Source organism: Vibrio aerogenes (assembly GCF_024346755.1).
GTDB classification, from domain to species: Bacteria; Pseudomonadota; Gammaproteobacteria; order Enterobacterales; family Vibrionaceae; genus Vibrio; species Vibrio aerogenes.
On sequence record NZ_AP024862.1, the window covers coordinates 411,316 to 435,860 of the forward strand.

At 46.2% G+C, this 24,545-nt stretch carries 22 protein-coding genes and 1 riboswitch; of the genes, 13 read left to right on the plus strand and 9 right to left on the minus strand.

Going from position 1 to position 24,545, the window contains the following annotated elements; translation table 11 throughout:
• Positions 1–57: 57 nt before the first annotated feature.
• Positions 58–1,647: a methyl-accepting chemotaxis protein gene (locus OCV29_RS19500; RefSeq protein ID WP_073602239.1), complete on the plus strand. Its 1,590-nt coding sequence runs from the start codon at positions 58–60 to the stop codon at positions 1,645–1,647.
• 186 nt (positions 1,648–1,833) lie between these two features.
• Here the strand turns inward: OCV29_RS19500 and OCV29_RS19505 are convergent, their stop codons facing one another.
• Complete coding sequence (locus OCV29_RS19505; protein ID WP_073602078.1) at positions 1,834–2,943, minus strand: acyltransferase family protein; 1,110 nt, start codon at positions 2,941–2,943, stop codon at positions 1,834–1,836.
• Positions 2,944–3,110: 167 nt separating this feature from the next.
• On the opposite strand from OCV29_RS19505, the gene OCV29_RS19510 reads away from it, so the two are divergent.
• The 3 genes from OCV29_RS19510 to OCV29_RS19520 all read left to right on the plus strand — a co-directional run bounded on the left by OCV29_RS19510 (position 3,111) and on the right by OCV29_RS19520 (position 5,210).
• Positions 3,111–3,593: an aminoacyl-tRNA deacylase gene (locus tag OCV29_RS19510; RefSeq protein WP_073602240.1), complete on the plus strand. Its 483-nt coding sequence runs from the start codon at positions 3,111–3,113 to the stop codon at positions 3,591–3,593.
• Between the two features lie 214 nt (positions 3,594–3,807).
• Entirely contained in the window at positions 3,808–4,518 is a 711-nt protein-coding gene (locus tag OCV29_RS19515) for a riboflavin synthase subunit alpha (RefSeq protein WP_073602079.1), read from the plus strand.
• A 131-nt stretch (positions 4,519–4,649) separates the two neighbouring features.
• Positions 4,650–5,210 (plus strand): GNAT family N-acetyltransferase, encoded by a 561-nt coding sequence (locus OCV29_RS19520; protein ID WP_084193172.1) that lies wholly within the window; start codon positions 4,650–4,652, stop codon positions 5,208–5,210.
• Between the two features lie 297 nt (positions 5,211–5,507).
• Here the strand turns inward: OCV29_RS19520 and OCV29_RS19525 are convergent, their stop codons facing one another.
• From OCV29_RS19525 to proV, 5 genes are all read right to left on the minus strand, one after another.
• A complete protein-coding gene (locus OCV29_RS19525) occupies positions 5,508–5,972 on the minus strand; it encodes a MarR family winged helix-turn-helix transcriptional regulator (RefSeq protein WP_084193193.1) in 465 nt (154 codons plus the stop codon).
• A gap of 72 nt (positions 5,973–6,044) precedes the next feature.
• The gene (gene proX, locus OCV29_RS19530; RefSeq protein WP_073602081.1) at positions 6,045–7,052 is read right to left on the minus strand and encodes a glycine betaine/L-proline ABC transporter substrate-binding protein ProX; all 1,008 of its coding nucleotides are present in this window, start codon (positions 7,050–7,052) and stop codon (positions 6,045–6,047) included.
• 349 nt (positions 7,053–7,401) lie between these two features.
• Positions 7,402–8,406 (minus strand): glycine betaine/L-proline ABC transporter substrate-binding protein ProX, encoded by a 1,005-nt coding sequence (proX, locus tag OCV29_RS19535; protein WP_073602082.1) that lies wholly within the window; start codon positions 8,404–8,406, stop codon positions 7,402–7,404.
• A gap of 17 nt (positions 8,407–8,423) precedes the next feature.
• Complete coding sequence (gene proW, locus OCV29_RS19540) at positions 8,424–9,500, minus strand: glycine betaine/L-proline ABC transporter permease ProW (protein WP_139281499.1); 1,077 nt, start codon at positions 9,498–9,500, stop codon at positions 8,424–8,426.
• 10 nt (positions 9,501–9,510) lie between these two features.
• Complete coding sequence (proV, locus tag OCV29_RS19545) at positions 9,511–10,698, minus strand: glycine betaine/L-proline ABC transporter ATP-binding protein ProV (protein ID WP_073602084.1); 1,188 nt, start codon at positions 10,696–10,698, stop codon at positions 9,511–9,513.
• A 320-nt stretch (positions 10,699–11,018) separates the two neighbouring features.
• Between proV and OCV29_RS19550 the strand changes: the two genes are divergently transcribed.
• Positions 11,019–11,843: a tetratricopeptide repeat protein gene (locus OCV29_RS19550; RefSeq protein WP_084193195.1), complete on the plus strand. Its 825-nt coding sequence runs from the start codon at positions 11,019–11,021 to the stop codon at positions 11,841–11,843.
• A gap of 102 nt (positions 11,844–11,945) precedes the next feature.
• Complete coding sequence (locus tag OCV29_RS19555; RefSeq protein ID WP_073602086.1) at positions 11,946–12,296, plus strand: helix-turn-helix domain-containing protein; 351 nt, start codon at positions 11,946–11,948, stop codon at positions 12,294–12,296.
• 250 nt (positions 12,297–12,546) lie between these two features.
• Here OCV29_RS19555 and OCV29_RS19560 read toward each other — a convergent pair whose 3' ends face one another.
• Positions 12,547–13,875, minus strand: coding sequence for an anaerobic C4-dicarboxylate transporter (locus tag OCV29_RS19560; RefSeq protein ID WP_073602087.1), 1,329 nt, complete (start codon positions 13,873–13,875; stop codon positions 12,547–12,549).
• Between the two features lie 384 nt (positions 13,876–14,259).
• A complete protein-coding gene (gene nadE, locus OCV29_RS19565) occupies positions 14,260–15,090 on the minus strand; it encodes an ammonia-dependent NAD(+) synthetase (protein WP_073602088.1) in 831 nt (276 codons plus the stop codon).
• Between the two features lie 97 nt (positions 15,091–15,187).
• Here nadE and OCV29_RS19570 point away from each other — a divergent pair, with 97 nt between their 5' ends.
• A complete protein-coding gene (locus OCV29_RS19570; RefSeq protein WP_073602089.1) occupies positions 15,188–15,715 on the plus strand; it encodes a nicotinate-nicotinamide nucleotide adenylyltransferase in 528 nt (175 codons plus the stop codon).
• 216 nt (positions 15,716–15,931) lie between these two features.
• Positions 15,932–17,482 carry a response regulator gene (locus OCV29_RS19575; protein WP_073602090.1) on the plus strand — a complete coding sequence of 517 codons (1,551 nt, stop codon included), beginning with the start codon at positions 15,932–15,934 and terminating at the stop codon, positions 17,480–17,482.
• 100 nt (positions 17,483–17,582) lie between these two features.
• Here OCV29_RS19575 and trxC read toward each other — a convergent pair whose 3' ends face one another.
• Positions 17,583–18,023 carry a thioredoxin TrxC gene (trxC, locus tag OCV29_RS19580; protein WP_073602091.1) on the minus strand — a complete coding sequence of 147 codons (441 nt, stop codon included), beginning with the start codon at positions 18,021–18,023 and terminating at the stop codon, positions 17,583–17,585.
• A 252-nt stretch (positions 18,024–18,275) separates the two neighbouring features.
• On the opposite strand from trxC, the gene OCV29_RS19585 reads away from it, so the two are divergent.
• From OCV29_RS19585 to OCV29_RS19605, 5 genes are all read left to right on the plus strand, one after another.
• Positions 18,276–18,656: a SpoIIAA family protein gene (locus tag OCV29_RS19585; RefSeq protein WP_073602092.1), complete on the plus strand. Its 381-nt coding sequence runs from the start codon at positions 18,276–18,278 to the stop codon at positions 18,654–18,656.
• A gap of 125 nt (positions 18,657–18,781) precedes the next feature.
• Positions 18,782–18,953, plus strand: a riboswitch (FMN riboswitch).
• A gap of 92 nt (positions 18,954–19,045) precedes the next feature.
• Complete coding sequence (locus tag OCV29_RS19590; protein WP_261887429.1) at positions 19,046–19,711, plus strand: DMT family transporter; 666 nt, start codon at positions 19,046–19,048, stop codon at positions 19,709–19,711.
• On the plus strand, positions 19,623–19,991 hold the full coding sequence (locus OCV29_RS19595; RefSeq protein WP_245796760.1) for a DMT family transporter: 369 nt from the start codon (positions 19,623–19,625) through the stop codon (positions 19,989–19,991). The genes OCV29_RS19590 and OCV29_RS19595 overlap by 89 nt, the downstream gene beginning before the upstream one ends.
• A 234-nt stretch (positions 19,992–20,225) precedes the next feature.
• Positions 20,226–22,418, plus strand: coding sequence for an alpha-glucuronidase family glycosyl hydrolase (locus tag OCV29_RS19600; protein ID WP_073602093.1), 2,193 nt, complete (start codon positions 20,226–20,228; stop codon positions 22,416–22,418).
• 327 nt (positions 22,419–22,745) lie between these two features.
• Positions 22,746–24,491 carry a methyl-accepting chemotaxis protein gene (locus OCV29_RS19605; protein WP_261887430.1) on the plus strand — a complete coding sequence of 582 codons (1,746 nt, stop codon included), beginning with the start codon at positions 22,746–22,748 and terminating at the stop codon, positions 24,489–24,491.
• Positions 24,492–24,545: the final 54 nt, after the last annotated feature.

A 24,545-nucleotide genomic window follows, 5' to 3' on the forward strand; every position in this document is an offset into this window, starting at 1 on the left:
ACCACATCATCTGCTGGCTTGGGGATACATAATTTCTTGGCTAAGGTGGATCCCGTGATATTTAACTTCAGCAATATTAAAGTCAGCTGGAAGCTGGCATTTTTAGTTGTGGCTTCCGTTATTGGTTTTTGTATCCTGCTTTATATTTCCCAGTACGAGTTGAGGAAGAACTTAATTGAGGAAAAGAAGCAGCGACTGAAAGCCGTGTTAGAAACGACGATTAGTCAACTGAATTATCTGAACCAGACTTATCCGGAAAAGGAGGCAAAAGTCCGGGCAAAAGGGTTAATCGAATCAATTTTCTTCAATGGCGATCATTATGTTTTTGTGATGGCTGAAGACACAACCATGCTCATTAATACCCGTTTGAAACAGTATATCGGACAAAAAAATGTCGCTCCGCACTGGCAGACTTTGATTACAGAAGGGCTCAAGCCGGAGGGCGGTGTTTACCGTTATCCATGGGAGAAAAAAGACGGCACCAAAACCGAGAAAATGTCATTTATGCACCATTTTTCCCCCTGGGGATGGGTGCTGGGAACTGGCATGCCGCTGGACGATGTGAACCGGGAAATTAACACACAGCTGTGGACGATGGGCATGAGTGCATTGGGAGGTGTGCTGGTGATCAGTTTTCTCGGTTTTGTGATTACCCGCTCCGTCACCCGTCCGCTGAAATCTGTGGTGGCAACGATGGAGAACGTTGCGGCCGGAAATATTCAGGCCAATATTCCTGTATTGGGGAAAGATGAATTTGGCTGGCTTGCAGAACGGACGAACTATGGGATCAACTCGATACGTGAGGCATTAAGAGAGTCGGTCGAATCCGCCCGGATTGTGTCTGAAGCAGCAATGCGTATTTCGGGCTCGGCTGAAGAAACCAGCCAGTTGGTGACCGATCAGCGGGATCAGCTGAACCAGCTGGCGACGGCTATGAATGAAATGAGCGCGACGGTCGGAGAGGTTGCCAGCCATGCTGAAGCCACAGCCAAAGATACCGTCAGTGCGATCGACGAAGCGCAACTGGGACAAAATGATGTGACCCAAAGCATCGGCAGTATTAAGTCTTTGTCTGAAGCACTTGAACATGCGGTGCAGCATGTGGCGCAGCTCAATGAAGGTGTGATGGAAATCAGTGATGTCACCTCAGTCATTAGCGGCATTTCTGAGCAAACCAATCTGCTGGCGCTCAATGCCGCCATTGAGGCGGCGCGTGCCGGAGAGCAGGGCCGGGGATTTGCAGTGGTTGCTGATGAAGTCCGTAATCTTGCCAGCCGGACCAATACATCGACCGAAGACATTCAGAAAACCGTTGACCGACTGCAAAAAGTCGCGCAAGGAACCGCGGAAATGATGGAAAAAAGTCAGGCACTAGCAGGTGACAGTGTCACATGCTCTGAGCGCTGTGGCTCAGATATCACAACGATTGTTGAACATATCCAGCATATCAGTGATAAAACAGTGCAGATTGCATCGGCCTCTGAAGAACAGAGTGCTGTTGCCGAAGAGATGAACAGGAACCTTTCCGGTGCCAACGATGCTGCATCTGAAGTGTCCGGTACGGCCAGTTTGCTGGCTAAGGAGAGTGAAAAACTGGCGGATATGTCACGCCATCTCGATCAGGCACTGGCACGATTCCAGCTCTGAATCTCAGGTGCCTGTTATCATATCAGGACATCTTTCATCAGGGCATATTGTTTGAGGACATACCTGTTTCAGGACAGACCGACCGGTCTGTCCTGATTGTTTTCATCGCTTGCTGCCACTGCGGCCAGGCCTGTCTGCCGAAGGGCGAAAAACAATCGGAAAAATCGGCCGGCAATCTGAATTTTATCAGGTGTTTTGTAGGGGCCGGGCTGGCTGAGCATTCATTTTCATTCGTAGTGCTTTTTTCTCAATCAAGTGCCACGAAATCATGGCAAGCATCAGAGTGAGCACAAAAGACAAGCCAGCCATCACCGGTACTGAAACACCGGGAAGCCATGTGGCGATTAATTGCTGTACCGGAAAAGCATAAATATAGATGCCATAGGAGTAATCCCCAAACCGGTTGAAGCTGCGAATCCTGCCATTTGGCAGGTAAGCCAGCATCAATAACAACAATGGCAGTATCAGACAGTAGATGACAAAGAACACATCTTGCTGCCAGAAAGCGCACAGTAGCAATACACATAAACCACCGTATAACCATGTGGCAGACAGATATATTTTATCCCGCCAGATATAAAGTGCAGCACCTGCAAAGAACATCGAAAACATCCGGATAAAATTCTCAATCACCGGTGGTGCTGAAGATGAAGCAGGGGCTGCCGGGGCTGCCGGAAGAAAGTGATGCACGATATGCGTCATGATTGCGACAGAGGCCACCACCAGAAAAACCCGTTTCATTGAGAGAAAGGAGATATATCGGTTGAGCATGGTGGTCATGATCATGAGTAATGCCAGTATTGCATACATCCAGACCTCATAAGGAAGTGTCCAGAGAGAGGCATTGACCACGTAAGGGAACGGAAGATCGGTGAAAACGCCGGGCAACAGAAATCCGGCACCGGAAAACAGCGTCATGTTTTTGAGTATAAATTCATGAGTCTGCCCGTTTGCTAAGTAATCCGGCAGGCTGAGTGGTGTCAGCATCGCACCGGTCACAATACAAAAGCCGATCGCGGCCAGCAGCGCAGGATAAATCCTTAAAAATCTTGCGGCTGTAAAGTGCAGGAGGTGATTCCGGTTCAGATAGCTGCCGGTGATTAAAAAGCCACTGGTAATAAAAAAAATGTCGACCGCGATTGACCCCCAGGTCATATGGAGTGAGGTGCTTAAAGGTTCTGCATGTCCTGTCAATGCAAAACCGTGGCTGAACAGCACCAGTGAAGCAGCAATAAAACGGATGAGATTAAAATTATTATCCTTGTGACGGGTATAGTCTGCGAGTAAATGAGTCATAGGTTTCCTGTTGAGTGGCTGATAAATTATTGTTAAATCAGGTGCATATTAAATACTTTTCATTCAAACGTAAACTCTCTGACAAACCGGGAAATTATCCGGTCAGCGACTCAAACTGGCTGTCAGGGTATATACTCAAAGAGGGAACAGAGAATGCGGAGGTTATTATGACCATAGCAACCCGACTTGATTGTTATTTGTCGGATAATCATATTGATTACGAGACAGTGAAACACAACCATAGTTACAGCTCGCTTCACAGTGCTGTCGCGGCCAATATTCAGCCTGTGAGCCTCGCGAAAGGAATCATTCTGGAAGATCATGATGGCCGGCATCTGATGGCAGTACTTCCCGCAAATGCAAATGTTAATATGCCTCAGCTGAATCAATCACTGTTTGCTTCTTTTCATTTAGTCAAAGAGCATGATGTTTATGAGATGTTTGAAGATTGTGAAAATGGCGCAGTACCCCCGGTGGGTCACGTGTACCATCTTCCGGTTGTCTATGATAAAGCGTTAGCAGAACTTGATTTTATTTATCTTGAAGCTGGTGACCATGAAACATTGATTAAACTGAGCAGAGATTCTTTCATCAAACTGATGGGACCGAACAGCCGGTGCCTTCATTTCAGCAGACATGTCTTTCATTAGTGGACAAAAGCCATGAGCTGAAACTGTCATTAGTGGACAAAAGTCATGAGCCACAAACAGGGAAGTGACCGCTTCCCTGTTTCACCCGGTCTGTTTCATACCTTACAGTGAACATACTTTGCAGTGAAAAGGCGTCATCATTCAATCACTGGACGTAGTGCGGTAATCGTAGTACATATGAAGCATCTCAAAGCAAAGCAGTAAGGAAAGATCTATGTTTACCGGTATTATTCAGTCTGTTGCCACGTTAGCTGAAGTCACTGATTCACGGGGTATCAGAACATTTGTTATCACATTCGAACCGGGTTTTTGTGACGGGCTGGAAACGGGTGCCAGTGTTGCAGTCGATGGCGTTTGCCTGACAGTCACTGAAATCCTCTCACCGGTGCAGGTTAAGTTTGATGTCATGCTGCAAAGCCTGCGTATTACGACTTTGAGTGATTATCCGCCGGGCTGCCGGGTGAATGTGGAACGGGCAGCAAAAGATGGTGCTGAGATTGGCGGGCATCCATTATCGGGGCATGTTGATTTTAAAACACCGGTATTGGATGTCGTGCAGGAAGAAGATAATTACTGTATCCGGTTTGGTATCACGGATGAATGGAAGCGTTATGTCTTCCCGAAAGGTTATATTGCACTCAATGGCGCCAGCCTGACGATCTCTGCTGTTGATAAGCAGGCTGGCTGGTTTGAGGTCTGGCTGATTCCTGAAACCCGCCGGATGACGACGTTTGAAGCAAAACAGGCTGGTGATCTGGTGAATGTTGAAATTGAACGGGGCACTCAGGTCGTCGTTGATACGGTGCGTGATACCTTGCATGAAAGTCTGGGCGCTTTATTCCCGGCAATTGAAAAGGTGCTGGCAGAGAAGGGCATTGATATGGATGCTCTGGGACAAAATATCAGACTGAATGATAAAAAATAAAAAAACGGATGCTTCCGGATTCTATGATATCGCGCGCAATATCCGGATCCGCTATCCGTATATATTGTCTTGACGGATATATTGTCCTGGCGGATATATTATCTGTCCTGATGCCTGACCGGAGTGATTGAATGATTGATTTTGAACTCACAGAGTCTTCTCTGCTGATGAATGAGGTACTTGCACTGGTTCCGGTTCGCCGGAGTGATGCGCCGGTGATTCAGAAATTAGCGAACGATCCTTTGATTGCATCGACCAGTCTGAGCATTCAGTATCCGTTACCCGCAGGCTGGGCCAAAGAGTGGATTGAGCATCTTGATCAGGATCGTCAGTCAGGTCACGGTATCACGTTTACGATTCAGCGTCGTCATGACCACCAGGTGATGGGCGTGGTTTCTTTGCTGGACATTAACTACCGCTTTGAAAATGCAGAGTTAGCTTACTGGCTTGGTAAGCCATTCCGTGGAAACGGTTATGCGACTCAGGCCACCAGACTGGCAGTCAATTATGGATTTTCCCGGCTCGCTTTACACCGTATTTATGCGTTTTTCCTCACTCATAATCTCAATTCAGAGAAAGTGTTACAGCGTCTTGGGATGCGTTATGAGGGGGAATTACGGCAGCATATTAAGAAAGACGGCGTTTTTATGAACTCCGGAATTTATGGTGTGCTTGCCGATGAATTCAGTTAAATTCCGCTAAAATTTCATCTGTTTGTCCGGGTGATTGACCGCAAAGATGAGGTATAAAATATACCGGAGCAAGCGAGTCGTTTGCTTTCATGTCCAACTGACGTTTATCTCCCCCCTTTCAGGGTCTGCCGGGATGATGCATTGATGGCCTTTGTCCGACAGTATGTTGCGGTGTTTTACCCGGATCATGGGTACTGTTTATCATGATTGTTGAAGAAAGTGGTTTGATCGGATTGTATACCATCTGCTGCCATCAGCGTCTGGATTCTGCAGGGGGCTTTTTTTCGGCAAAGTTGCTTATTCTGATCTGTTGGTTGATTCTGGTGTATCCGCTGATTCAGTTTGTTGTGTCATCGCTGCCACGCGTTTGAGCGATGAGAGAATCAGGTTTTGTTCCCATGACTCCAGAGACTGGAAATGATTGATAAAATCCTGAGGCATTAACTGAGGTGCCTTATTCAGTACAGCCAGACCGCTGTCGGTCAATACAGCATGCACTTTTCTCTTATCGTTCTGATCCCGCATCCGGACAACAAACCCGCGGTTTTCCAGCCGGTCCAGAATACTGGTTGCTGTTGCCTGACTCATATTCGTCTGGTGAGACAGTTCACGGATGGTTTGATTTTCAGAAAGACGAATCGATTGCATCAATATTAACTGAGGACTGGTGAGTCCATATTCTTTAGTCAGTTGTCTTGAGTACAGATCAAAGATACGGATAATCTGCCTGAGTGCGACCAGGAGTTCTTCATGTTTTTCCAATGTATCTGTACCTCCGGATGAGATTTGCCCGGAAGTCACCGCCAGCATGACAGTGACTTCCGGATTTGAGGGTTATTCCGCTGCTTCTTTTGCTTGTTTGATCCAGGAATCAAACAACATCTGATGGGCTTTAATCCAGCTGTTAGCATGATTTTCAATGTCAGCCGGGCTGTTTTTACCCTGACTCATCATCATATTTTCGCTGCTGACATCATTGATATTGAGTTTCATGATCTCAAAGAGTTTGGTGGCTGCCGGGTTCTCCTGAGCGAACTTTTTGTTGGCAACGATTTTCATCGAATTCATCTGGAAACCATAATTTTTCCCGTTTGGCAGGGTTGTATCTACATTTTGACGTGCACCGGGCAATGCCGAAAAAGGCACTTGCAGCCAGATCACATCTTTACCGGGAACTAATACACCGCTCACCCAGTAAGGTGTCCAAGTGTAGTATAAGATTGGGTCTCCGTTCTTATAGCGGCTAATGGTGTCGGCAATAATGGCTGCATAGTTACCCTGATTGTGGGTCACCGTATTGCGCAACCCAAAGGCATCCAGCTGATGTTCAATCACACCTTCACAGCCCCATCCGGGATTACAACCGGTTAAATCGGCTTTTCCGTCTCCATTGGCATCAAATAATTTTGCCAGTTTGGGATCTTTTAACTGCCCGATATTGGTGATGTTATATTGCTGAGCGGTTTTTTTGTCGATCAAATAGCCTTGCGCTGCGTTAGAAATATATTGTCCGCCAACAAAAAATTTATTATCGCCGCCTGCCTGTTTGTATTTTGCTTCATGCAGCGGAAACCAGCCGACCGCCAGATAGGTGGCATCACCGTTGGCGATAGAGGTATACCCCACATTGTAATCGACTTCTTTGGTGGGCAGCACCTTATAGCCAAGTGCTTCCATTGCCTTATTTACAATCAGCGTCTGAAATGTCTCTTCAGCGACGGTTGACTGGAGCGGCTGGACGGTAATGCCTGTACCGGGTAATTTTTCTGCCTGTACCAGAGAACTCCATGACAGAGATACCAGCGTTCCGGTAATCAAAGCCTTCTTCCATGTATATTGCATTATTGTCTCCTGAGCGGTCGGGGAATAAATTTAGATATAAAAAGTATATACCCAAGTGACCTCAAGATGCATATTCAGCGAGCATTGATTGGTTTCTGAGCAAGGCACTGATTTGTAAACATAGTCATTCTACGTTGAAAATCAGTAACGCAGGACAGGAGCCAATCAATCTCGCCCTTCGGGAGCTCATCAACAGGTTCATTTCTGCGTCAAACAACCTCGAAAGGCGTCATCATTCCTTCGGTTATTTTCCTTGAACTGAACCTGTTGATGAAGCTCTGAATCCTGCATCTTGAGGTCACTTGGGTATATACCAGAGCGCAATATCCGGATTGCGCTCCGGACAGGTTTATTTCGCGGCTGCTTTGGCTTGTGCAATCCAGGAATTAAACAATTTCTGGTGAGCTTTTATCCAGCCATTGGCATGCGCTTCAATATCTGCTGGTGTGTTATGTCCTTTGCTCATCATCATGTTTTCAGCACTGACATCGTTGATGTTTACTTTCATCACCGAGAATAGTTTGGCGGCTGCCGGGTTTTCCTGTGTAAACTTTTTATTCGCGACGATTTTCATGCTGTTCATCGGGAAGCCATAGTTTTTACCATTTGGCAGCGCAGTATCCTGATTGCTGTTTGGCAGCGAAGAGAAAGGAACCTGCAGCCAAACCACGTCTTTACCCGGTACTAACACACCACTGATCCAGTACGGCGTCCATGTATAGTAAAGAATCGATTCCCCTTTTTTATACCGGGCAATGGTATCGGCCATAATTGCAGAATAATTTCCCTGATTATGAGTGACGGTGTTACGGAGACCGAATGCATCAAGCTGATGCTCTATGACACCTTCACAGCCCCAGCCCGGATTACATCCGCTGAGATCTGCTTTACCGTCACCGTCGGCATCAAACAATTTTGCGATTTGAGGATCTTTCAGCTGTCCAATATTGGTAATACCATATTTTTGTGCGGTTTTCTTATCGATCAGATATCCCTGAGCGGCACCGGAAATGTAGGTACCGCTGACCGAAAATTTATCGTCACCACCAGCCTTCTGGTATTTATTTTCATGGAGTGGGAACCAACCGACAGTCAGATAGGTTGCATCGCCCTTGGCAATCGATGTATACGCAACGTTATAATCAACTTCTTTGGTTGGTTGCACGTCATAACCCAGAGCCTGAAGTGCTTTATTGACCAGCAGGGTCTGAAATGTTTCTTCGGCAATCGTTGACTGAACCGGCTGAACTGAAATGCCTTCTCCGGGCAGCTTTGCTGCCCATGCTGTTGCTGTCCAGGATGCAGTCAGGATAAATCCTGTCATCGTCAGTAAGGTCTTACATCTGTTGTTCATATTTATCTCCGGAATAATTAGTGTTGTTGTTGGGATGAAGATGGTGTCGCTTTCGGTTTTAACCGGTATACATAGGAGACGGGCCCTTTATGATACCAGCGGGTTTTATTGTCCCGTGACTCGGCACCTACCGTTTGGGTAATGCGATCAAGAAGGATGGCGAGAATCACAATGCCCAAGCCTCCGACAGCGGCCATGCCCATATCAAGACGACCAATACCGCGTAAAACCATTTGTCCGAGTCCGCCAACGGCAATCATGGAAGCAATCACAACCATCGACAGCGAAAGCATCAGTGTTTGGTTGACGCCGGCCATAATAGAAGGCATTGCCAGTGGCAGCTGAATCCGGTACAGCATCTGTTTCGGACTGGCACCAAATGCATGTCCGGCCTCAATCAGTTCTTCCGGCACCTGCTGGATACCTAAGATTGTCAAACGCACAATCGGCGGTAACGCGAAAATAATCGTTACGACCACTCCAGGCACATTCCCGATACCGAACAACATCACGATTGGAACCAGATACACGAATGCAGGTGTGGTTTGCATGGCATCCAGAATGGGCCTGATAATTTTGGCTGCGGTTTCACTGCGGGCCAGCCAAATCCCGAGCGGCATCCCGATGAAAAGGCAGAAAAAGACGGAAGTCATGACCAGCGCAAGGGTAATCATGGCATCATCCCAGGCACCGATCAGTCCGACAACAATCAGCGAAATCAGTGTTGTCACCCCCATTCTGAAGCCAGCAAACTGCCAGGCGAGCAGAAACAGGATGATCAGCATCACGGGGGCTGGTGTTGAGACTAAAACGGTCTGAATCGAAGAAAGAATCAGATCAACCGGCACCCGGATTGCCTGAAACAACGGTCGTCCGTGGCCTACCAGCCAGTTCAATGCGGTTTCAACCCAGTGATCAAAAGGGACGACTGCATCTTTGAACGGATGCATCCAGTTAAATGGTTCAGGCGTCGCGGCAGCATTCAGCCAGTCGCCACCCGCGGTCGCCTGTGTTGCTGAAGACCATGGATCCGCAGCTGCACCTTGTGAAGCTGCTGATGCCCAGGGATCGGAATTTTGAGTTGTAGTTTCCATTGTCATAATATTATTCTCTGTCTAAAGCCTGAAGTAAGCGGGATTTAGTGATAACGCCATAGTAATGATGCTGCTCATCGACGACGGGAACAGCATAAGGTGCATCGGCAACCTGTCCGATTACATCACTGATCGAAGTATCCGGATGGATGGTGGCAGTATCTGCAAGCAGGGCATTGTTCAGCGAAGTTTTATCTTTTGCTGCATGTCTGAGCGAGTCGATAGAAACCAGACCGTTGTAGCAGCCCCGGCGATCGACCACAATACCGTATTCATTATCCGAATCGGTCAGAATCTGTAAGGCTGCGCCCGGACCGTCGTTGTCATGCTTTTTAAATACAGTGGCGGTCCTTTTACGCGCGATGTCCTTGGCTGTAAAAATATTGGCCACATTTACGCCCCGGAAAAATGAACGAACGTAGTCATTGGCGGGCTGGTGCAGAATTTCATCGGGTGTCCCTACCTGAACCACAACACCATCCTGCATAATCGCGATGCGATCACCGATACGCATGGCTTCATCCAAATCATGGGAAATAAATACAATGGTTCGTTTGTCATCGTTTTGCAGACGAATCAGTTCATCCTGCATTTCGGTACGAATCAGCGGATCTAATGCCGAAAATGCCTCGTCCATTAAAAGAATATCCGGGTCGTTTGTCAGGGCTCTGGCCAGTCCGACCCGCTGCTTCATACCACCAGATAATTCATCCGGATAAGAATCACAATAGGCCTCAAGACCGACCCGTGCGAGCGCTGCCTTTGCTGTTTCTGTCCGGGTTGGTATATCAATTCCGGCAAGCTCAAGGCCAAAAGCGGTATTCTCGAGTACTGTCATATGCGGCATGAGAGCAAAATTCTGGAAGACCATTGAAATATTTTTTCTGCGGACTTCGCGCAGTGCCTTGTCTGAAATTCGGGCGATATCTTTTCCCCGCATGAAAACACTGCCACGGGTTGGTTCAATCAGCCGGTTCAGTAATCTGACGAGCGTGGACTTTCCCGAGCCGGATAGTCCCATGATGACGAAAATTTCACCTTCATTAATGCTCAGAGAGACATTTTTGACGCCGACGGTTAGTCCGGTTTTTTCAAAAATCTGATCTTTATCCAACCCTTTTTCAAGTAATGGAAAAGCCTCGTCAGGTGTTTCACCAAACACCTTATAAAGTTCTTTTACTTCTAAAATAGTTTCCACGGAATCTATCCTTAAGTGTGGTTATTAATATTAAATTAACAAGTAATATGTAATGTACTCTAAACATTATTTTGATTAAATTCAAATGGGTATGGCCTGTTTGGGTGTGATATTTAAATTAACTTGTTGATTTTATTTAGTTAATTTTTTTTATTTTTATTTTTACCTCCTTGTAAAATGTTTTGTGTACAAAACAGATGGGAAAATCGAGCGTTGTCTCAGCAGGGAATTCATAAGACAATAAAAGAAGTACAATGAAACAGTCGTTTGATGAAGGGAAGATAGCTGTGGTGAAAGTGATATTGTGGTGTGGATTGATTATGTCTTTATTTTACGGCGTCGCGCATGCTGATTCTGAGAAGAAATATTCTGAGACCGATATACTGGACAGACCTTTAGTCGAGCGGTATATCCTTGATGAACTGAAATCTCTCCGTCAGGACCAGCAGGATCTGGAACGCCGTCTGACCATTCAAATCACCGACAGAGAGCTGGATGTTGCGGATAAGTCGATGAATTATGCCAATGTCACAGTGACTTACTTTTTTTATATTATTGCCGCTGCAGCGTCGTTAATCGCATTGTTTGGCTGGCATTCTTTAAAAGAAGTGAAACATACAACCAATGAACTGGCCAATAAACGATTAAATAAGATAGCGCAGGATTACGAGAAGAAATTTCTGGCGCTTGAACGTGATTTAAAACGCAAAACCCGGATTATTTCAGAGAACAACCGGGAGATTGAAATCATCAATGAAATTCATAATTTATGGTTAAGAGCGCAAAGCATGCAGACTCCGGAACAACGGGTGGAAGTCTATGATGAAATTCTTAAAATTCGTCCCGGTGATTTGGAAGCACTGACTTATAAAGCGGATGCGGTGATGGAAATGAAGGAATGTCACTGGGCGATGAGTTTGTGTAACCGGGTGCTGGATTTGGATGAAGCCAATGGGCCTGCACTTTATCAGCGGGCATGTGCCCTGGCGAGGCTGGGCGCCGAAGAGCAGGCGATTGAAGACTTAACCCATTCAGTACAGCTGAGTCCGTCACTGCGGGAACATATTGCAGAAGAACCAGACTTCGAACTGCTGCATGGAAATGAACAGTTTGACAGTATGTTGCAACAAACGACTTCTGATTAACCTGTTGTTTTATTTCTTAATTATGACGGAGTCCTGACATCAGGGAAAGGTGCTTTTGTCATGTTTTTGTACCGTTAAAATTCAATAACGGAGATGAAAATCATGACCCTGACCGAGGAAGACCGTCAGGCTTTGTATGCTGTCTGGATGACCCGCAAAGCCCGCCTGCATCTGACTCAAATGGAAATGGCGAAGCAACTTGGTCTGACTCAGACTGCTTTTTCGGCGGTGCTTCGCGGCCCGGCTGCGTTGGAGATGCCATTTGTCGAATCCTTTTGTGCCAGTCTGAACGAAGACCCGTATACGTTTCTGCCGACTCTGATCCGGATGCGTGAAGAAGAGAAACAAACAATTCGTCTGGTGAGCCGGGTGACTGTTGACGGCCAGATTGATGCGGTTCAGGTTGAGGGAAACCAGGTCGTCATTCAGTATACTTATACGCCATCGCTTTGATTGAATTGTAAGGGCTGGACAGCCTGTCCGCCGGTGTGTAATAAGCTTTATACCCAAGTGACCTCAAGATGCATGTTCAGCGAGAGTTGATTGGCTTTTGACCAAGGCACGCCTTCTTTATAAGAAAAGAGGGCAAACATAGTCATTCTACGTTGAAAATCAGTAAGAAACAGAGCCTCTGAAACGGTCAGTTTCAGAGGCTTTTCTGTCAGGATGTGACAATATCAGCCAGTGACATCAGTCAATGACATCAGCCAATGACAATCTGAGCCAGCAGATAACCCGCACAGGTTGCGGTAATCACACCAATCAAACCCACCGCCATAAAGGAATGGTTGAAGTACCATTTTCCGATTTTCGTGGTACCGGTGATATCAAAGTTCACCGTGGCGATATCTGAAGGATAATTCGGAATGAAGAAATAGCCGTATACTGCGGGCATCAATCCAATCAACAGGGCAGGTTCCAGCCCCAGCGCCAGACCGACCGGCAACATCATCCGGGCTGTCGCTGCCTGCGAGTTCACGACCACTGAAACGATGAATAATGCCAGTGCAAAGGTCCATGGATACAGCTCGACCATTTCAACAATGCCGGATTTGAACTGCGGCATGGCATATTTGAAATAGGTATCTGACATCCAGGCAATCCCAAAGATAGCAATGGCTGCAACCATACCGGATTTGAACACCACGCCATCCGGGACATTACGGGGATTGGTTTTGGTTGCCAGCAGGATAATCCCGCCAAAGCAGAGCATCATCATCTGAATGACAACGGACATTTTGATCGGCTTTCCGCCGTCAGCCAGTGTGCGGACTTCCGGGACCATCGCGATAAAAACAATGCACAGGATCGCCGCGATAAACAGCATCACAGAATGACGGGCTTTGGCTGGCAGAACTTCGTTGAGTGTGGTTGCGGTGGTATTACGGATTTCTTCACTCAGAACCGGATCTTTCAAGCGTTGCTGATACTCAGGATCATCTTCAAGTTCTTTCCCCCGTTTCAGGCTGTAAAGTGCCATGAGTAACGTACCACATAAGGTTGCAGGGACAGTCACCATCAGAATCGATAGCAGCGTGATATTGCTTTGAAGGTTAGCCAGCTGAGCCAGATAATAGACAACCGCTGCAGAGATAGGAGAGGCAGTGATCGCGATTTGCGAAGCAACCGATGCTGCTGCCATCGGACGTTCGGGCCGGATACCATTTTTCAGCGCGACGTCACCGATGATTGGCATGATGGAGTAAACCGCATGCCCGGTTCCCAGCAGAAATGTAATTGAATAAGTAACAAAAGGAGCAATCAGTGTGACACGTTTTGGATTTTTCCTCAGCAATCTCTCGGCGACCTGAAGCATATATTTTAATCCGCCGGCGGCCTCAAGAATGGATGCACAGGTAACAACAGCAAGAATGATGAGCATGACCGTTATGGGAGGAGAAGTGGGAGGCATCTTGAAGATGAATACTTCGATGACCAGCCCGATTCCGGAGACGACACCTAATCCGATACCACCGTAACGGGAGCCAATATACAGCATGAGCAGAAGGAACAAAAATTCCAGATACAGCATAGGATGGACTCCTTTTCTATTTCATCTGGATATATATTCATCAAACTAATAATAAAATGATAGATGGCTGGTCACATTAAATGCTTCTTTTCCGATATTTATCAGACTATCAGAGATAACTCACGTTACATCATCTAAAGGTAATCTGGATGAGAACCAGATGTATCAAAACAAGAGTTTTTATATGAATGAAATGTAAATTTTATTGATAAAATTGATTTTTAATAAAATATAACTTCATCATACCATTCTAAGTCATTTTCTGATCTGGATATATCTGGTTCCGCAAACTGCTCAAGCCGTCCCCCTTTTCGTTTATAAAAAAGGCTTAAACAAGGACATTCATGCCCTTGTCTATTTGCTTCACCAGACACATCCAAATGATTAATCGTAAATCGTTGGAATTGGCTGCCGCTTATGCTCGGTGGCTTGATAAATACTGATGAGTTTATCGGTGACTGATTGAGGCACAGGTTTGCCTTCAAGGAAATCATCAATCTGATCATAGGTCAGGCTGAGTGCGTCTTCATCCGCTTTTTGCGGCGATAACTCTTCAAGGTCTGCTGTCGGTGTCTTGTTCACCAGTAACTCTGGCGCACCTAATGTCGCGGCTAACTGGCGGACCTGGCGTTTACTCAACCCAAACAACGGTGCTAAATCACATGCGCCATCGCCAAACTTGGTATAAAAGCCGGTGATATTCTCTGCTGAATGATCGGTCCCTAACACTAACCCACCGACATAACCTGCAATTTCATATTGCGCTGTCATTCTGGCCCGTGCTTTCACGTTCCCTTTGACAAAATCAATTTTTTCAGGAGATTCAGGTAACAAGTCTGTCTGTTCCAGAGCGACATGAGTTGCCGCGTGTAGCCCGTCAACGCCAGCCTTGATATTCACGCTGACAGAGTGCGTTGGTTTGATAAACGAGAGCGACATTTGCGCTTCATCTTCATCTTTCTGTTCACCATAAGGTAATCTGACAGCAATAAACCGATAAGTCTCTGATGATGTTTCTTCATTCAACTGATTCACCGCCATCTGTGCCAGACGGCCACAGGTTGTGGAATCAATCCCCCCACTGATACCCAGCACAAGCGCTTTACAACCAGATTCACTCAGTTTGCGCTTGATAAAATCAATCCGTCGCTGAATTTCGTATTCAGGGTCTATCGTTGGCAGTACATGCATTTCTTTACGGATCAATTGTTCCATTTGACATTCCTTTTCGTGCAAGCAATATATATCTTTCCAATATCATACTGATTTCGGTGAATTAGAAAACCGGAGAATGAAATCAAAAAGGACGAATATGTTGAAAATTGCCGTTTTTGGCAGCGCTTTTAATCCGCCGACGCTTGGACACAAAAGTGTGATTGAATCACTGAGCCATTTTGACCGGATTTTATTAGTCCCCAGTATCGCGCATGCCTGGGGAAAGTCGATGTTGCCATATCCGGTCCGGTGTCAGCTGGTTGACGCATTTATTGCGGACATTGGTCATCCGGCAATTATCCGGTCAGATATCGAAGCGCAGCTTTATCAGCCTGAACAGCATGTCACGACCTATGCGGTGCTGAAAGCTTTACAGGCTTGTTATGCTGAGGATGAGCTGACTTTTGTGATTGGTCCGGACAATCTGCTGAAATTTGATCGTTTCTATAAAGCGGAGGAGATCCTACGGCAATTTTCGCTATTGGCCTGTCCGGAAAAAGTCCAGATCCGCAGTACCGCGATCCGGGAGCAAATTCAGCAGGGAAAAGCGGTCTCACACCTGACGACACCATCTGTTGTAAGCATGATTCAGGACTTGTCTCTTTATCACTCAGATAAATCATAATATACCCATATATGGGTATATACCTGTTTAAATATAAAGCCTGCTTCTGTCATAAGCATCTGCATGACTTTGCGACCTCCCTGAAATCTTCCCGGTGGCAAAGTATATTTTTTGATATTCAGCTCACTAAAGAAAGAAAAAGCGAGAATATGTGATGTATGTGCTAAAACTTATATTAGGGCATTATGTCGTCAGAGTGTTGCAGAAGGGATAAGTATGGAATTGTTTGCGGATATGCGTCAGGAGCCGGATCATAAACCAGAAATTGATCATACCAAGTCGGTGAAGATCAAAGAGCCCTGGAAAGTGTTACTGGTCGATGATGATCCTCAGATGCATCAGATTACACAACTTGCGCTGGGTAATTTCTCTTTTCAAAAGCGTCCGCTTCAGTTGATCTCTGCCTATTCAGGGGAAGAAGCCAAAGAGATCTTTCAGCGTGAGAAAAATATTGCTCTGGCATTGATTGATGTGGTCATGGAAACAGAACATGCCGGGCTCGATCTGGTCCGGTTTATCCGGGATGACTATCAGGACCGTTTGGTCCGGTTAGTGCTCAGGACCGGGCAGGCAGGGCAGACTCCTGAAGATAAAGCGATTCAGGAATATGAGATTGATGATTACAAAGAAAAAACGGAATTAACGACTCAGAAGCTCAGAACACTGCTTTATTCTATGTTACGTTCGTATCGCGACCTGTGTCTGATTGAACAGCAAAAAGAGGGCTTGAGTAAAGTCATTCAGGCCTCAGCAAATGTACAGAATACCAAGACCCTCAAAAACTATGCGACCTCCGTGCTTCAGCAACTCACGTCTTTGATCGGTCTTGAAGCGTCAGCATTTTACTGTATTGTTCAGCCGCATCTGGATGGCGAAATGGGACGTGCAATGACGATTGCTGCGACTGGCAATTACGTTTCTTTCTATCAGGAATGCAGTTTCAATGTGTTACCGGATATTGTTGCAGAACGCTGTAAGATCGCTCTGAAAAATAAACACTCTTATGATTTTTCTGATGCTTATGTGTTTCATATGAGTGATGATCGCGGTATTGATAACCTGCTGTATGTGAATTTAGTCGGCGAATTATCCGATCTGGATAAACAATTACTGAAAATCTATATGCAGAATATCAGCCTGACATTTGACAACATTAATTTGATGGTTGATTTGCAGGAGACATCGCAAGAGCTTGTCTATCACCTGTCCAATGCGGTGGAAGCAAGGAGCAAAGAAACGGGGGCACATGTCCAGCGTGTGGCTCTGTATTGTGAAAGACTGGCGCAGTTATATGGGCTGCCGGATAAGAATGTTCAGCTGATTAAACATGCTTCCCCACTGCATGATGTGGGTAAAGTGGCAGTCCCGGACAGCATTTTGCACAAACCAGGTAAACTGGATGCCGAAGAGTGGAAAATCATGAAAAAACATGTCGACTATGGTGTTGAGATTTTAAGTCAGTCTAAACGCAGCCTGATGGTGGTTGCGCGGGAGATTGCTGAAAATCATCATGAGAAATGGGACGGCAGCGGTTATCCATGTCAGCGTAGTGGCGACGATATTCCGGTGAGTGGGCGTATTGCGGCTCTGGCAGATGTATTTGATGCGTTGGGTGCCAAGCGCTGTTATAAAGAAGCATGGGGCGATTCGGAGATTCGGGATGAATTACTTGCGCAGCGCGGTAAACATTTTGATCCGAAACTGGTCGATTTATTCCTCGACAACTGGGATGACTTCATTGAAATCCGCGAACAGCATCCGGATTAACCATTAACCATTAACCATTAACCCGGATTAACCATTAACCCGGATTAGCCGTAACCGCATCAGACCAGTTTTCCTCTGGCTGAAAGTGCTTTGCACATCCTTATTCTGACTGGCGAATGGTTTCATCCAGCCATTGATCAAACTGAGATTGCGGCAGTGCACCATTGATGATATTCAAGCGCTGCCCCTGTTTGTAAACCATGATGGTCGGAATACTCCGGATTTGAAATTGTGCCGCCAGTTCCTGTTCCGCTTCGGTATTGATTTTAATAAACCTGACTTTTCTGTGACGGTTTTTTGCACTTTCTTCAAAAACCGGCGCAAAGCCCACGCATGGATTACACCATGGTGCCCAGAAGTCGATGACAACCGGAATATCGCTTTGCATCAGCGCCTGAAAGTTTTCTGAAGTGCCTTCAACCGGGTGGCCGTCAAGTAAATGCTGACGACACTTTCCACATAGCGGAACATCTGAAACCTGCGTGGCAGGTAAGCGGTTCATCGCCTGACAGGATGGGCAGCGTGTTTTAAAAGTCATGATATGCAGCTCTTGTTATAATAAAAGAATATACCTAATCTACCTTTAGATGCAGTATCAGGTTGTATGGGTATCCGGGAAAAATATCATCAATCATTGAATCATAACAACCATGAGTTTTGTAAGTCTGTCATCTGAGCCGCTGGTTGAAGCATATTCAGTGTTGAACCTTTATCAGAAACATGTGATTTAAATAACTATGTCCGGATGTTTTCAAATCGGCTGAACCGGGTATAGATGGTGTGGAGGTGTGCAATGACATATCACAGACATAGCTTATCGATCGGGCTGGAACGTGTTGACCATGAATTTTTTGTTTATATCAAGGCAACCGGAACACTCACTCATCAGGATTATGAAATCATTACGCCATTACTGGATGCTGCGATTGCGAAAGTCAATACGCCCCAGGTGAATGTATTAGTTGATATAACACAATTTGAAGGCTGGGAGCTGCGGGCTGCCTGGGATGACTTCAAGCTGGGTTTAAGTCATGGTTCGGACTTTAATAAGGTTGCACTTTATGGTGAAAGAGAGTGGCAGGCTCTGATGGCGAAAGTGACGGATTGGTTTACAACCGGCGATGTTCGCTATTTTGAAGATTATGATGCCGCTGTCCGTTGGCTGCAGAACTGAACGGATAGGTTCTTGCACAACGGCTGATTCGTATTACAATACGCTGGCGGGCAACTTGATGCATTCAGGTTGCTCATATGCCTGAGATCACTCAGGTCTCTTGTTATTTATCGAACTTTTTATTAATCGAACTTCGGGGCGGGGTGAAATTCCCCACCGGCGGTGATTTTGTTGCAGATTGCGGTGGCAACTCAGCAAACAGCCCGCGAGCGCCTGAGACCATTGATGGCCGCAGGGACAGCAGATCCGGTGAGATACCGGAGCCGACGGTGATAGTCCGGATGAAAGAAGATCGACCAGACCCATGAATCCGTGATATTGATGATTCGTGATCGTCCGGTATTTCAATCATCACCCCTGTGCATCTTACATTATGGAGAATTCATAAGGTGGCAGGAATATTATTCATCATGGTCGCATGTTTAACATGGGCGATTGATACTCTCATCCGATACCCGCTTCTGGGGGCCGGATACAGTACACTTCAGGTCGTTTTTACCGAGCATTTGATTTTGACAGTGCTGATCTCGCCTTTTGGCTGGCGGTATCGTCATTTTTTTAAGCAACTGAACTGGCGAATGGTTTTGTGCATGCTGTTTATTGGCGGTGTCGGCTCGGCTTTGGGAACGCTGGCTTTCACCGAAGCATTTCACTACCTGAATCCAACACTGGTGATTTTATTGCAGAAATTACAGCCGGTGGTGGCAATTTTACTGGCCTGCTTCGTACTGAAAGAGCGGATTCAGTCTTCTTTTGTATTGTGGGCTGGTATTTTAATTCTTGGAAGTCTGGTGATGATGTGGCCTGACATCCTGACTTTATCACGCCATGATCTACATACGACCCGTCAGGGAAGCGACATTATTCAGGGATATCTTTATGCCTTGGGGGCTGTTGTTGCCTGGGGGGGGCGCAACGGTTTGCGGAAAATACCTGTCACTACAACAATGTCCGGCAAACGCAATTTTGTTCGGACGCTTCTTTTCCGGTTTCACTGTGTTAGCTGTTTTAATCTGTTTTCAGCCTGCAAGCATCCAGCCTATGGCAACAGGTGACTGGGAGTCTGTTGTGATGATGGCATGCCTGAGCGGACTGGCGGGGATGTGGTTCTATTATCAGGGATTGCGTTACATACCTGCACGCCGGGCAACTCTGGTTGAGCTGACATTTCCTGTCTTTGCCGCAACAGTGAACTGGATGTTTCTCGGGCAAACTTTGTCCTTCTATCAGATTGTGGGTGGGTTGGTCCTGCTGACAGGCAATCTGGGATTGCAGCTGCGTGAAAATAAAGTGGTTCAGCCAGCCTCTGCAACGCTGACAAAACAGCAGGCATAAATCACTTTTCTCCGACAGATTCAGGGCTGAAATTTCGGGTGAGCCCTTTTTTATTATCGGGGTTTTATCCAGATGCCGGGCAGAAATCTGTCCGGGGTAAAAGAATAGTACAACAATGCAAACATTTTATATGTCTTATATGCGTTTGATTGCTATATTCAGGGCGTTTATAAATATATGCAATCAATATCTTATGTGATTTGCTGGCTCTGATATCCATATGAGGCTGAAAAAATGAAAAAGAACTATCGTACAGGCCGACGGTTCACCGGCTATTTGTTATTGGTATTGCTCAGTTTTCCCTTGCTGGCCAGGTCGATACTCACCGGGGAAGACGGTTACCGGCTCTGGCTCAAATATGATCCCATCAGCTCACCGGTGCTGTCAGACAAATACAGACATCAGTTTTCTCACTGGCAGGTATTGGGAGAGAGCCAGACGCTACAGGTTGTCCGGCAGGAACTGGATTACGCCTTTCGCGGACTGCTGGGGAAAAGTCTCCCTGTTGCCCGGAGTTCAGAGGCGTCTCTGATTATCGGAAGGCTGGCAAACCTGCCGGCACCGCTGCGCATTGAGGTGGAGCAAAGTGTGCCCGCGTCAAAAGAAGGTTATCTCATAAAAACAATACGTTACCGGGGAAAGACCGTCAATGTTATTACGGCAAAAACAGATATTGGGGCATTGTACGGTACTTTTCGTTTACTCAGGCAGCTGCAAACACTGCAGTCTGTTGACACAATGCATATTGCCTCGGAACCAAAGCTCAAAATCAGGGTACTGGATCACTGGGATAACCTGAACCGGCATGTTGAGCGCGGATATGCCGGACAATCTATCTGGGACTGGCACAAATTACCGGAATATATTTATCAGCGCTATTATGATTACGCCCGGGCCAATGCTTCTGTCGGCATTAATGGCACCGTTCTGAATAATGTCAATGCGGACCCATTAATCCTGACACCACGATATCTCGATAAAGTCACCGCTTTGGCGGATGTATTCCGTCCATATGGTATTCGGGTATATCTGTCGGTCAAATTCAGTGCGCCACAGTTAACCGGTGGGCTGAAAACCTCTGATCCACTCGATCCGGCCGTCAGACAATGGTGGAAAAATAAGGCCCGCGACATTTATCAAAAGATTCCTGATTTTGGTGGATTTTTGGTCAAGGCTAACTCAGAAGGACAGCCGGGCCCCGGCGATTTTGGCCGGACGCATGCCGAAGGTGCAAATATGCTGGCGGATGCTTTAGCGCCTTATGGGGGGATTGTGATGTGGCGTGCTTTTGTCTATGCCAATGAGAAGCATGAAGAACGCTCAAAGCAGGCTTACAGCGAGTTTAAACCACTGGATGGCCAGTTTCGTGACAATGTGTTGCTTCAGGTGAAAAACGGTCCGGTTGATTTCCAGCCCAGAGAGCCGGTCAGTCCGTTATTTGGTGCAACACCCAACACATCACTGATGATGGAATTCCAGATTACGATGGAATATCTGGGATTCAGCACCCATGCCGTTTATCTTGGCCCGTTATACAAAGAAGTCCTTGAAACAGATACGTATGCCAAAGGTCAGGGTTCGACCGTCGCAAAAGTGATTGATGGTTCGTTGTTTGGTCACCGGCTCAGTGGTATCGCCGGTGTGTCTGATATCGGCAGTGATCGTAACTGGACCGGACATATATTACTGCAGGCAAACTGGTATGTGTTTGGCCGGCTGGCATGGGATCACACTCAGTCAGCCGCCGGCATTGCCGGTGATTGGATCAAGATGACATTAACGCATGACGAACAGGCGGTTGCAGCGATTGAAAAGATGATGATGGCTTCACGTGAAGTGACCGTGAATTATATGACGCCACTGGGATTACATCACATCATGGGCACTGGCCACCATTATGGGCCCGGTCCCTGGGTTGATTCTTTACCGCGGGATGACTGGAATCCGGTTTATTATCATAAAGCGGATCAAGCCGGTATCGGCTTTGACCGATCTCCGCGGGGTGTGAACGCAGTTGAGCAGTATTTCTCACCGCTCCGGGAGCAATTATCCGACCCGCAAACCACGCCGGAAAAATTTCTGCTCTGGTTTCATCATTTGCCCTGGGATTACAAAATTCCCTCGTCAGGCCGTACATTGTGGAATGAATTAGTTCACCGTTATTATCAGGGCGCTGCCGATGTGAAAGCGATGGCGGCGCAATGGGATCACCTTCAGGATAAGCTGGATCCATTGCAGTTTGAGCAGGTCAGAATGGCTTTTGTGATTCAGCAACAGGAAGCCGAATGGTGGCGGGATGCCTGTGTTTTGTACTTTCAGCAATTCTCCGGTCAGCCGTTACCTGATGGACTTGAAAAACCTCATCATACACTGGCGTATTATGAACAGTTAAGTTTTCCTTACGCGCCGGGCCAGGGCGGAAAGTAGCCTCATCAGTCCGGCACTCCGGTTTTCTGATGCCGGAGTGTCGGGTTCTTTGTTTACCAAAAAGGAGAATATCCCGGAAATATAAAAAGCCGGGATTTTATTTGACCGGAAAAATAAAACACAACCCGGTGGCAATTAATATTCACAACACAGCAAAGTTTGCTCAAGGTTAAAGAATGAAAACATATATTAACATTTTTTATGCACTTTAATCCCGGACTTGATATATTCATAGATCGTTTCTGGCATATGCCGGTGACACGTTGCGTGGGATTCAGAGTAAGCGTTGGGGCTTTATATCAATAAGATGGACTGAGGCGATATAGTATGAAAACAATATCATTTAAAGCAAAACTTGTTGCAATTGTTATATCTATTATTTTTGTAACGATTATGACTTCTTATTTAAGCGCCAATGTTTATATTAGTCGTTATATTCATAAAGCGGATACATCATTTATCAGTTCTCAGATTGAAACCGTCAGAAATGTGATTGCTGATAAAATTGAAAGCAATATTGTATTGGCAAAATCAACAAAATTCAGTTTCTCTGAAGTGAAACAAGCTGCTGAAAGAACAGGTTTTCATGATGCAGTAAAAGTTGCTTTTGGTATGGCGATCAGCAAAGAAGGGAAAATTTCGGACGAGGCCCTGACTCAGAAATATCTGAATTTACTTGCACAGGCTAACGGAAAAGTGATGGTGACGGATGTTTATTTTCAGAACAAGAAGCCATTAATTACGATCATTGTTCCTGAAGGGGAAGAAAAAGGGAATTTATTCGTCGTTGATCTGACGCCACTGGGATTATTGCTGAAATCGATGTCTGTTGACGGCAGCTACCTTGAATTAATGGATGCAAAAAACAGCCTGGTATTTTCGAATAAAATTGATGGAAATATAACCCCAATCAGTCAGACATTTGATGTCGCCGGAAAAACCTGGACGCTGACCGGATTTATTGACAATGATTATATTCAGAATGATACCGATAGCTTAAATAACCGTATTACGATTGCGCTGATTATTGCTGGGATCATTCTTATTCCAATTGCATTTTTATTAATCAACTGGGTGATGAAGCCGATTTTGTTATTGAAAAATCTCATTGCAGATCTGGCCAATGGTAACGGTGATTTGACGCACCGGTTACAGGTCGATACCCGTGATGAGCTGGGTATGATTGCACAAGGCATTAACCAGTTTATTTCGAATCTGCAGACGATGATGAAACAGGTGAAGCAGTCTACGGAGTCTATCAGTCAGGAAATCAGGAAACTTGAAGAACAAACGGATTCGAACGGGCATCTGCTTCATCAGCACAGTATGGAGCTTGATTCAACGGTGACTGCAATTAATGAAATGAGCTCCACGGCATCCGTTGTGGCTGAAAATGCTGCCAACACAGCGAATCAGACCGAGATGACAAATGCGGAAGCCTCTCAGTCACGTGAGGTGGTCCGGCAGGCGGTCGATAATGTCAGCTCATTGATAGATGAAGTGGAAGAAACGGCCCGTTTTGTTTCTGAGATGAATGAACATACGGATGAAATTGGCCATTTGCTGGGCGAAATCGGTGGGATAGCTGAACAAACCAACCTTCTGGCCCTGAATGCTGCGATTGAAGCGGCCCGTGCGGGAGAGCAGGGACGCGGATTTGCCGTCGTTGCCGATGAAGTCCGTGCACTGGCTTCCCGGACACACAAAAGTACCGAAGACATTGTTGGTATGCTGGAGCGTTTGAAATCCGGGACTTCAACTGTGGTTGCCGGTATGGAATCGACCAAGTCCAGCTGTCGTCATACCGCAGAGACAACCGGTGTTGTTATGTCTTCGCTGGATAAAATGACCCGGTCTGTCACCGAAATTAATGACTTATCTGTTCAGATTGCAACCTCAGCAGAAGAACAAAGCAGTGTGACGGAGGATATTAACCGCAGTATGGTAAATATCAGAGAGATGGTGCAGCGCATTAACGAAAATGGAGATAACACGACAGAGACAGCACAGCGTTTAATTCAAACGAATCAGCAGCTGTCTGATATTGTCAGCCAGTTTAAAATTGAAGCCTGATACAGCCAAACGGCTCTGAAAACGTTTTAAGTTCTGTCCCCGGTCATGAATCAG

Coding starts and splice junctions, on each gene's coding strand:
- OCV29_RS19515 (WP_073602079.1), top strand. CDS start 3,808: ATGTTTACCGGTATTATTCAGTCTGTTGCCACGTTAGCTGAAGTCACT.
- OCV29_RS19585 (WP_073602092.1), top strand. CDS start 18,276: ATGACATATCACAGACATAGCTTATCGATCGGGCTGGAACGTGTTGAC.
- OCV29_RS19520 (WP_084193172.1), top strand. CDS start 4,650: ATGATTGATTTTGAACTCACAGAGTCTTCTCTGCTGATGAATGAGGTA.
- OCV29_RS19510 (WP_073602240.1), top strand. CDS start 3,111: ATGACCATAGCAACCCGACTTGATTGTTATTTGTCGGATAATCATATT.
- OCV29_RS19550 (WP_084193195.1), top strand. CDS start 11,019: ATGTCTTTATTTTACGGCGTCGCGCATGCTGATTCTGAGAAGAAATAT.
- proX (WP_073602082.1), bottom strand. CDS start 8,406: ATGAACAACAGATGTAAGACCTTACTGACGATGACAGGATTTATCCTG.
- OCV29_RS19570 (WP_073602089.1), top strand. CDS start 15,188: ATGTTGAAAATTGCCGTTTTTGGCAGCGCTTTTAATCCGCCGACGCTT.
- nadE (WP_073602088.1), bottom strand. CDS start 15,090: ATGGAACAATTGATCCGTAAAGAAATGCATGTACTGCCAACGATAGAC.
- OCV29_RS19555 (WP_073602086.1), top strand. CDS start 11,946: ATGACCCTGACCGAGGAAGACCGTCAGGCTTTGTATGCTGTCTGGATG.
- proX (WP_073602081.1), bottom strand. CDS start 7,052: ATGCAATATACATGGAAGAAGGCTTTGATTACCGGAACGCTGGTATCT.
- OCV29_RS19605 (WP_261887430.1), top strand. CDS start 22,746: ATGAAAACAATATCATTTAAAGCAAAACTTGTTGCAATTGTTATATCT.
- OCV29_RS19575 (WP_073602090.1), top strand. CDS start 15,932: ATGGAATTGTTTGCGGATATGCGTCAGGAGCCGGATCATAAACCAGAA.
- OCV29_RS19600 (WP_073602093.1), top strand. CDS start 20,226: ATGAAAAAGAACTATCGTACAGGCCGACGGTTCACCGGCTATTTGTTA.
- OCV29_RS19560 (WP_073602087.1), bottom strand. CDS start 13,875: ATGCTGTATCTGGAATTTTTGTTCCTTCTGCTCATGCTGTATATTGGC.
- proW (WP_139281499.1), bottom strand. CDS start 9,500: ATGGAAACTACAACTCAAAATTCCGATCCCTGGGCATCAGCAGCTTCA.
- OCV29_RS19505 (WP_073602078.1), bottom strand. CDS start 2,943: ATGACTCATTTACTCGCAGACTATACCCGTCACAAGGATAATAATTTT.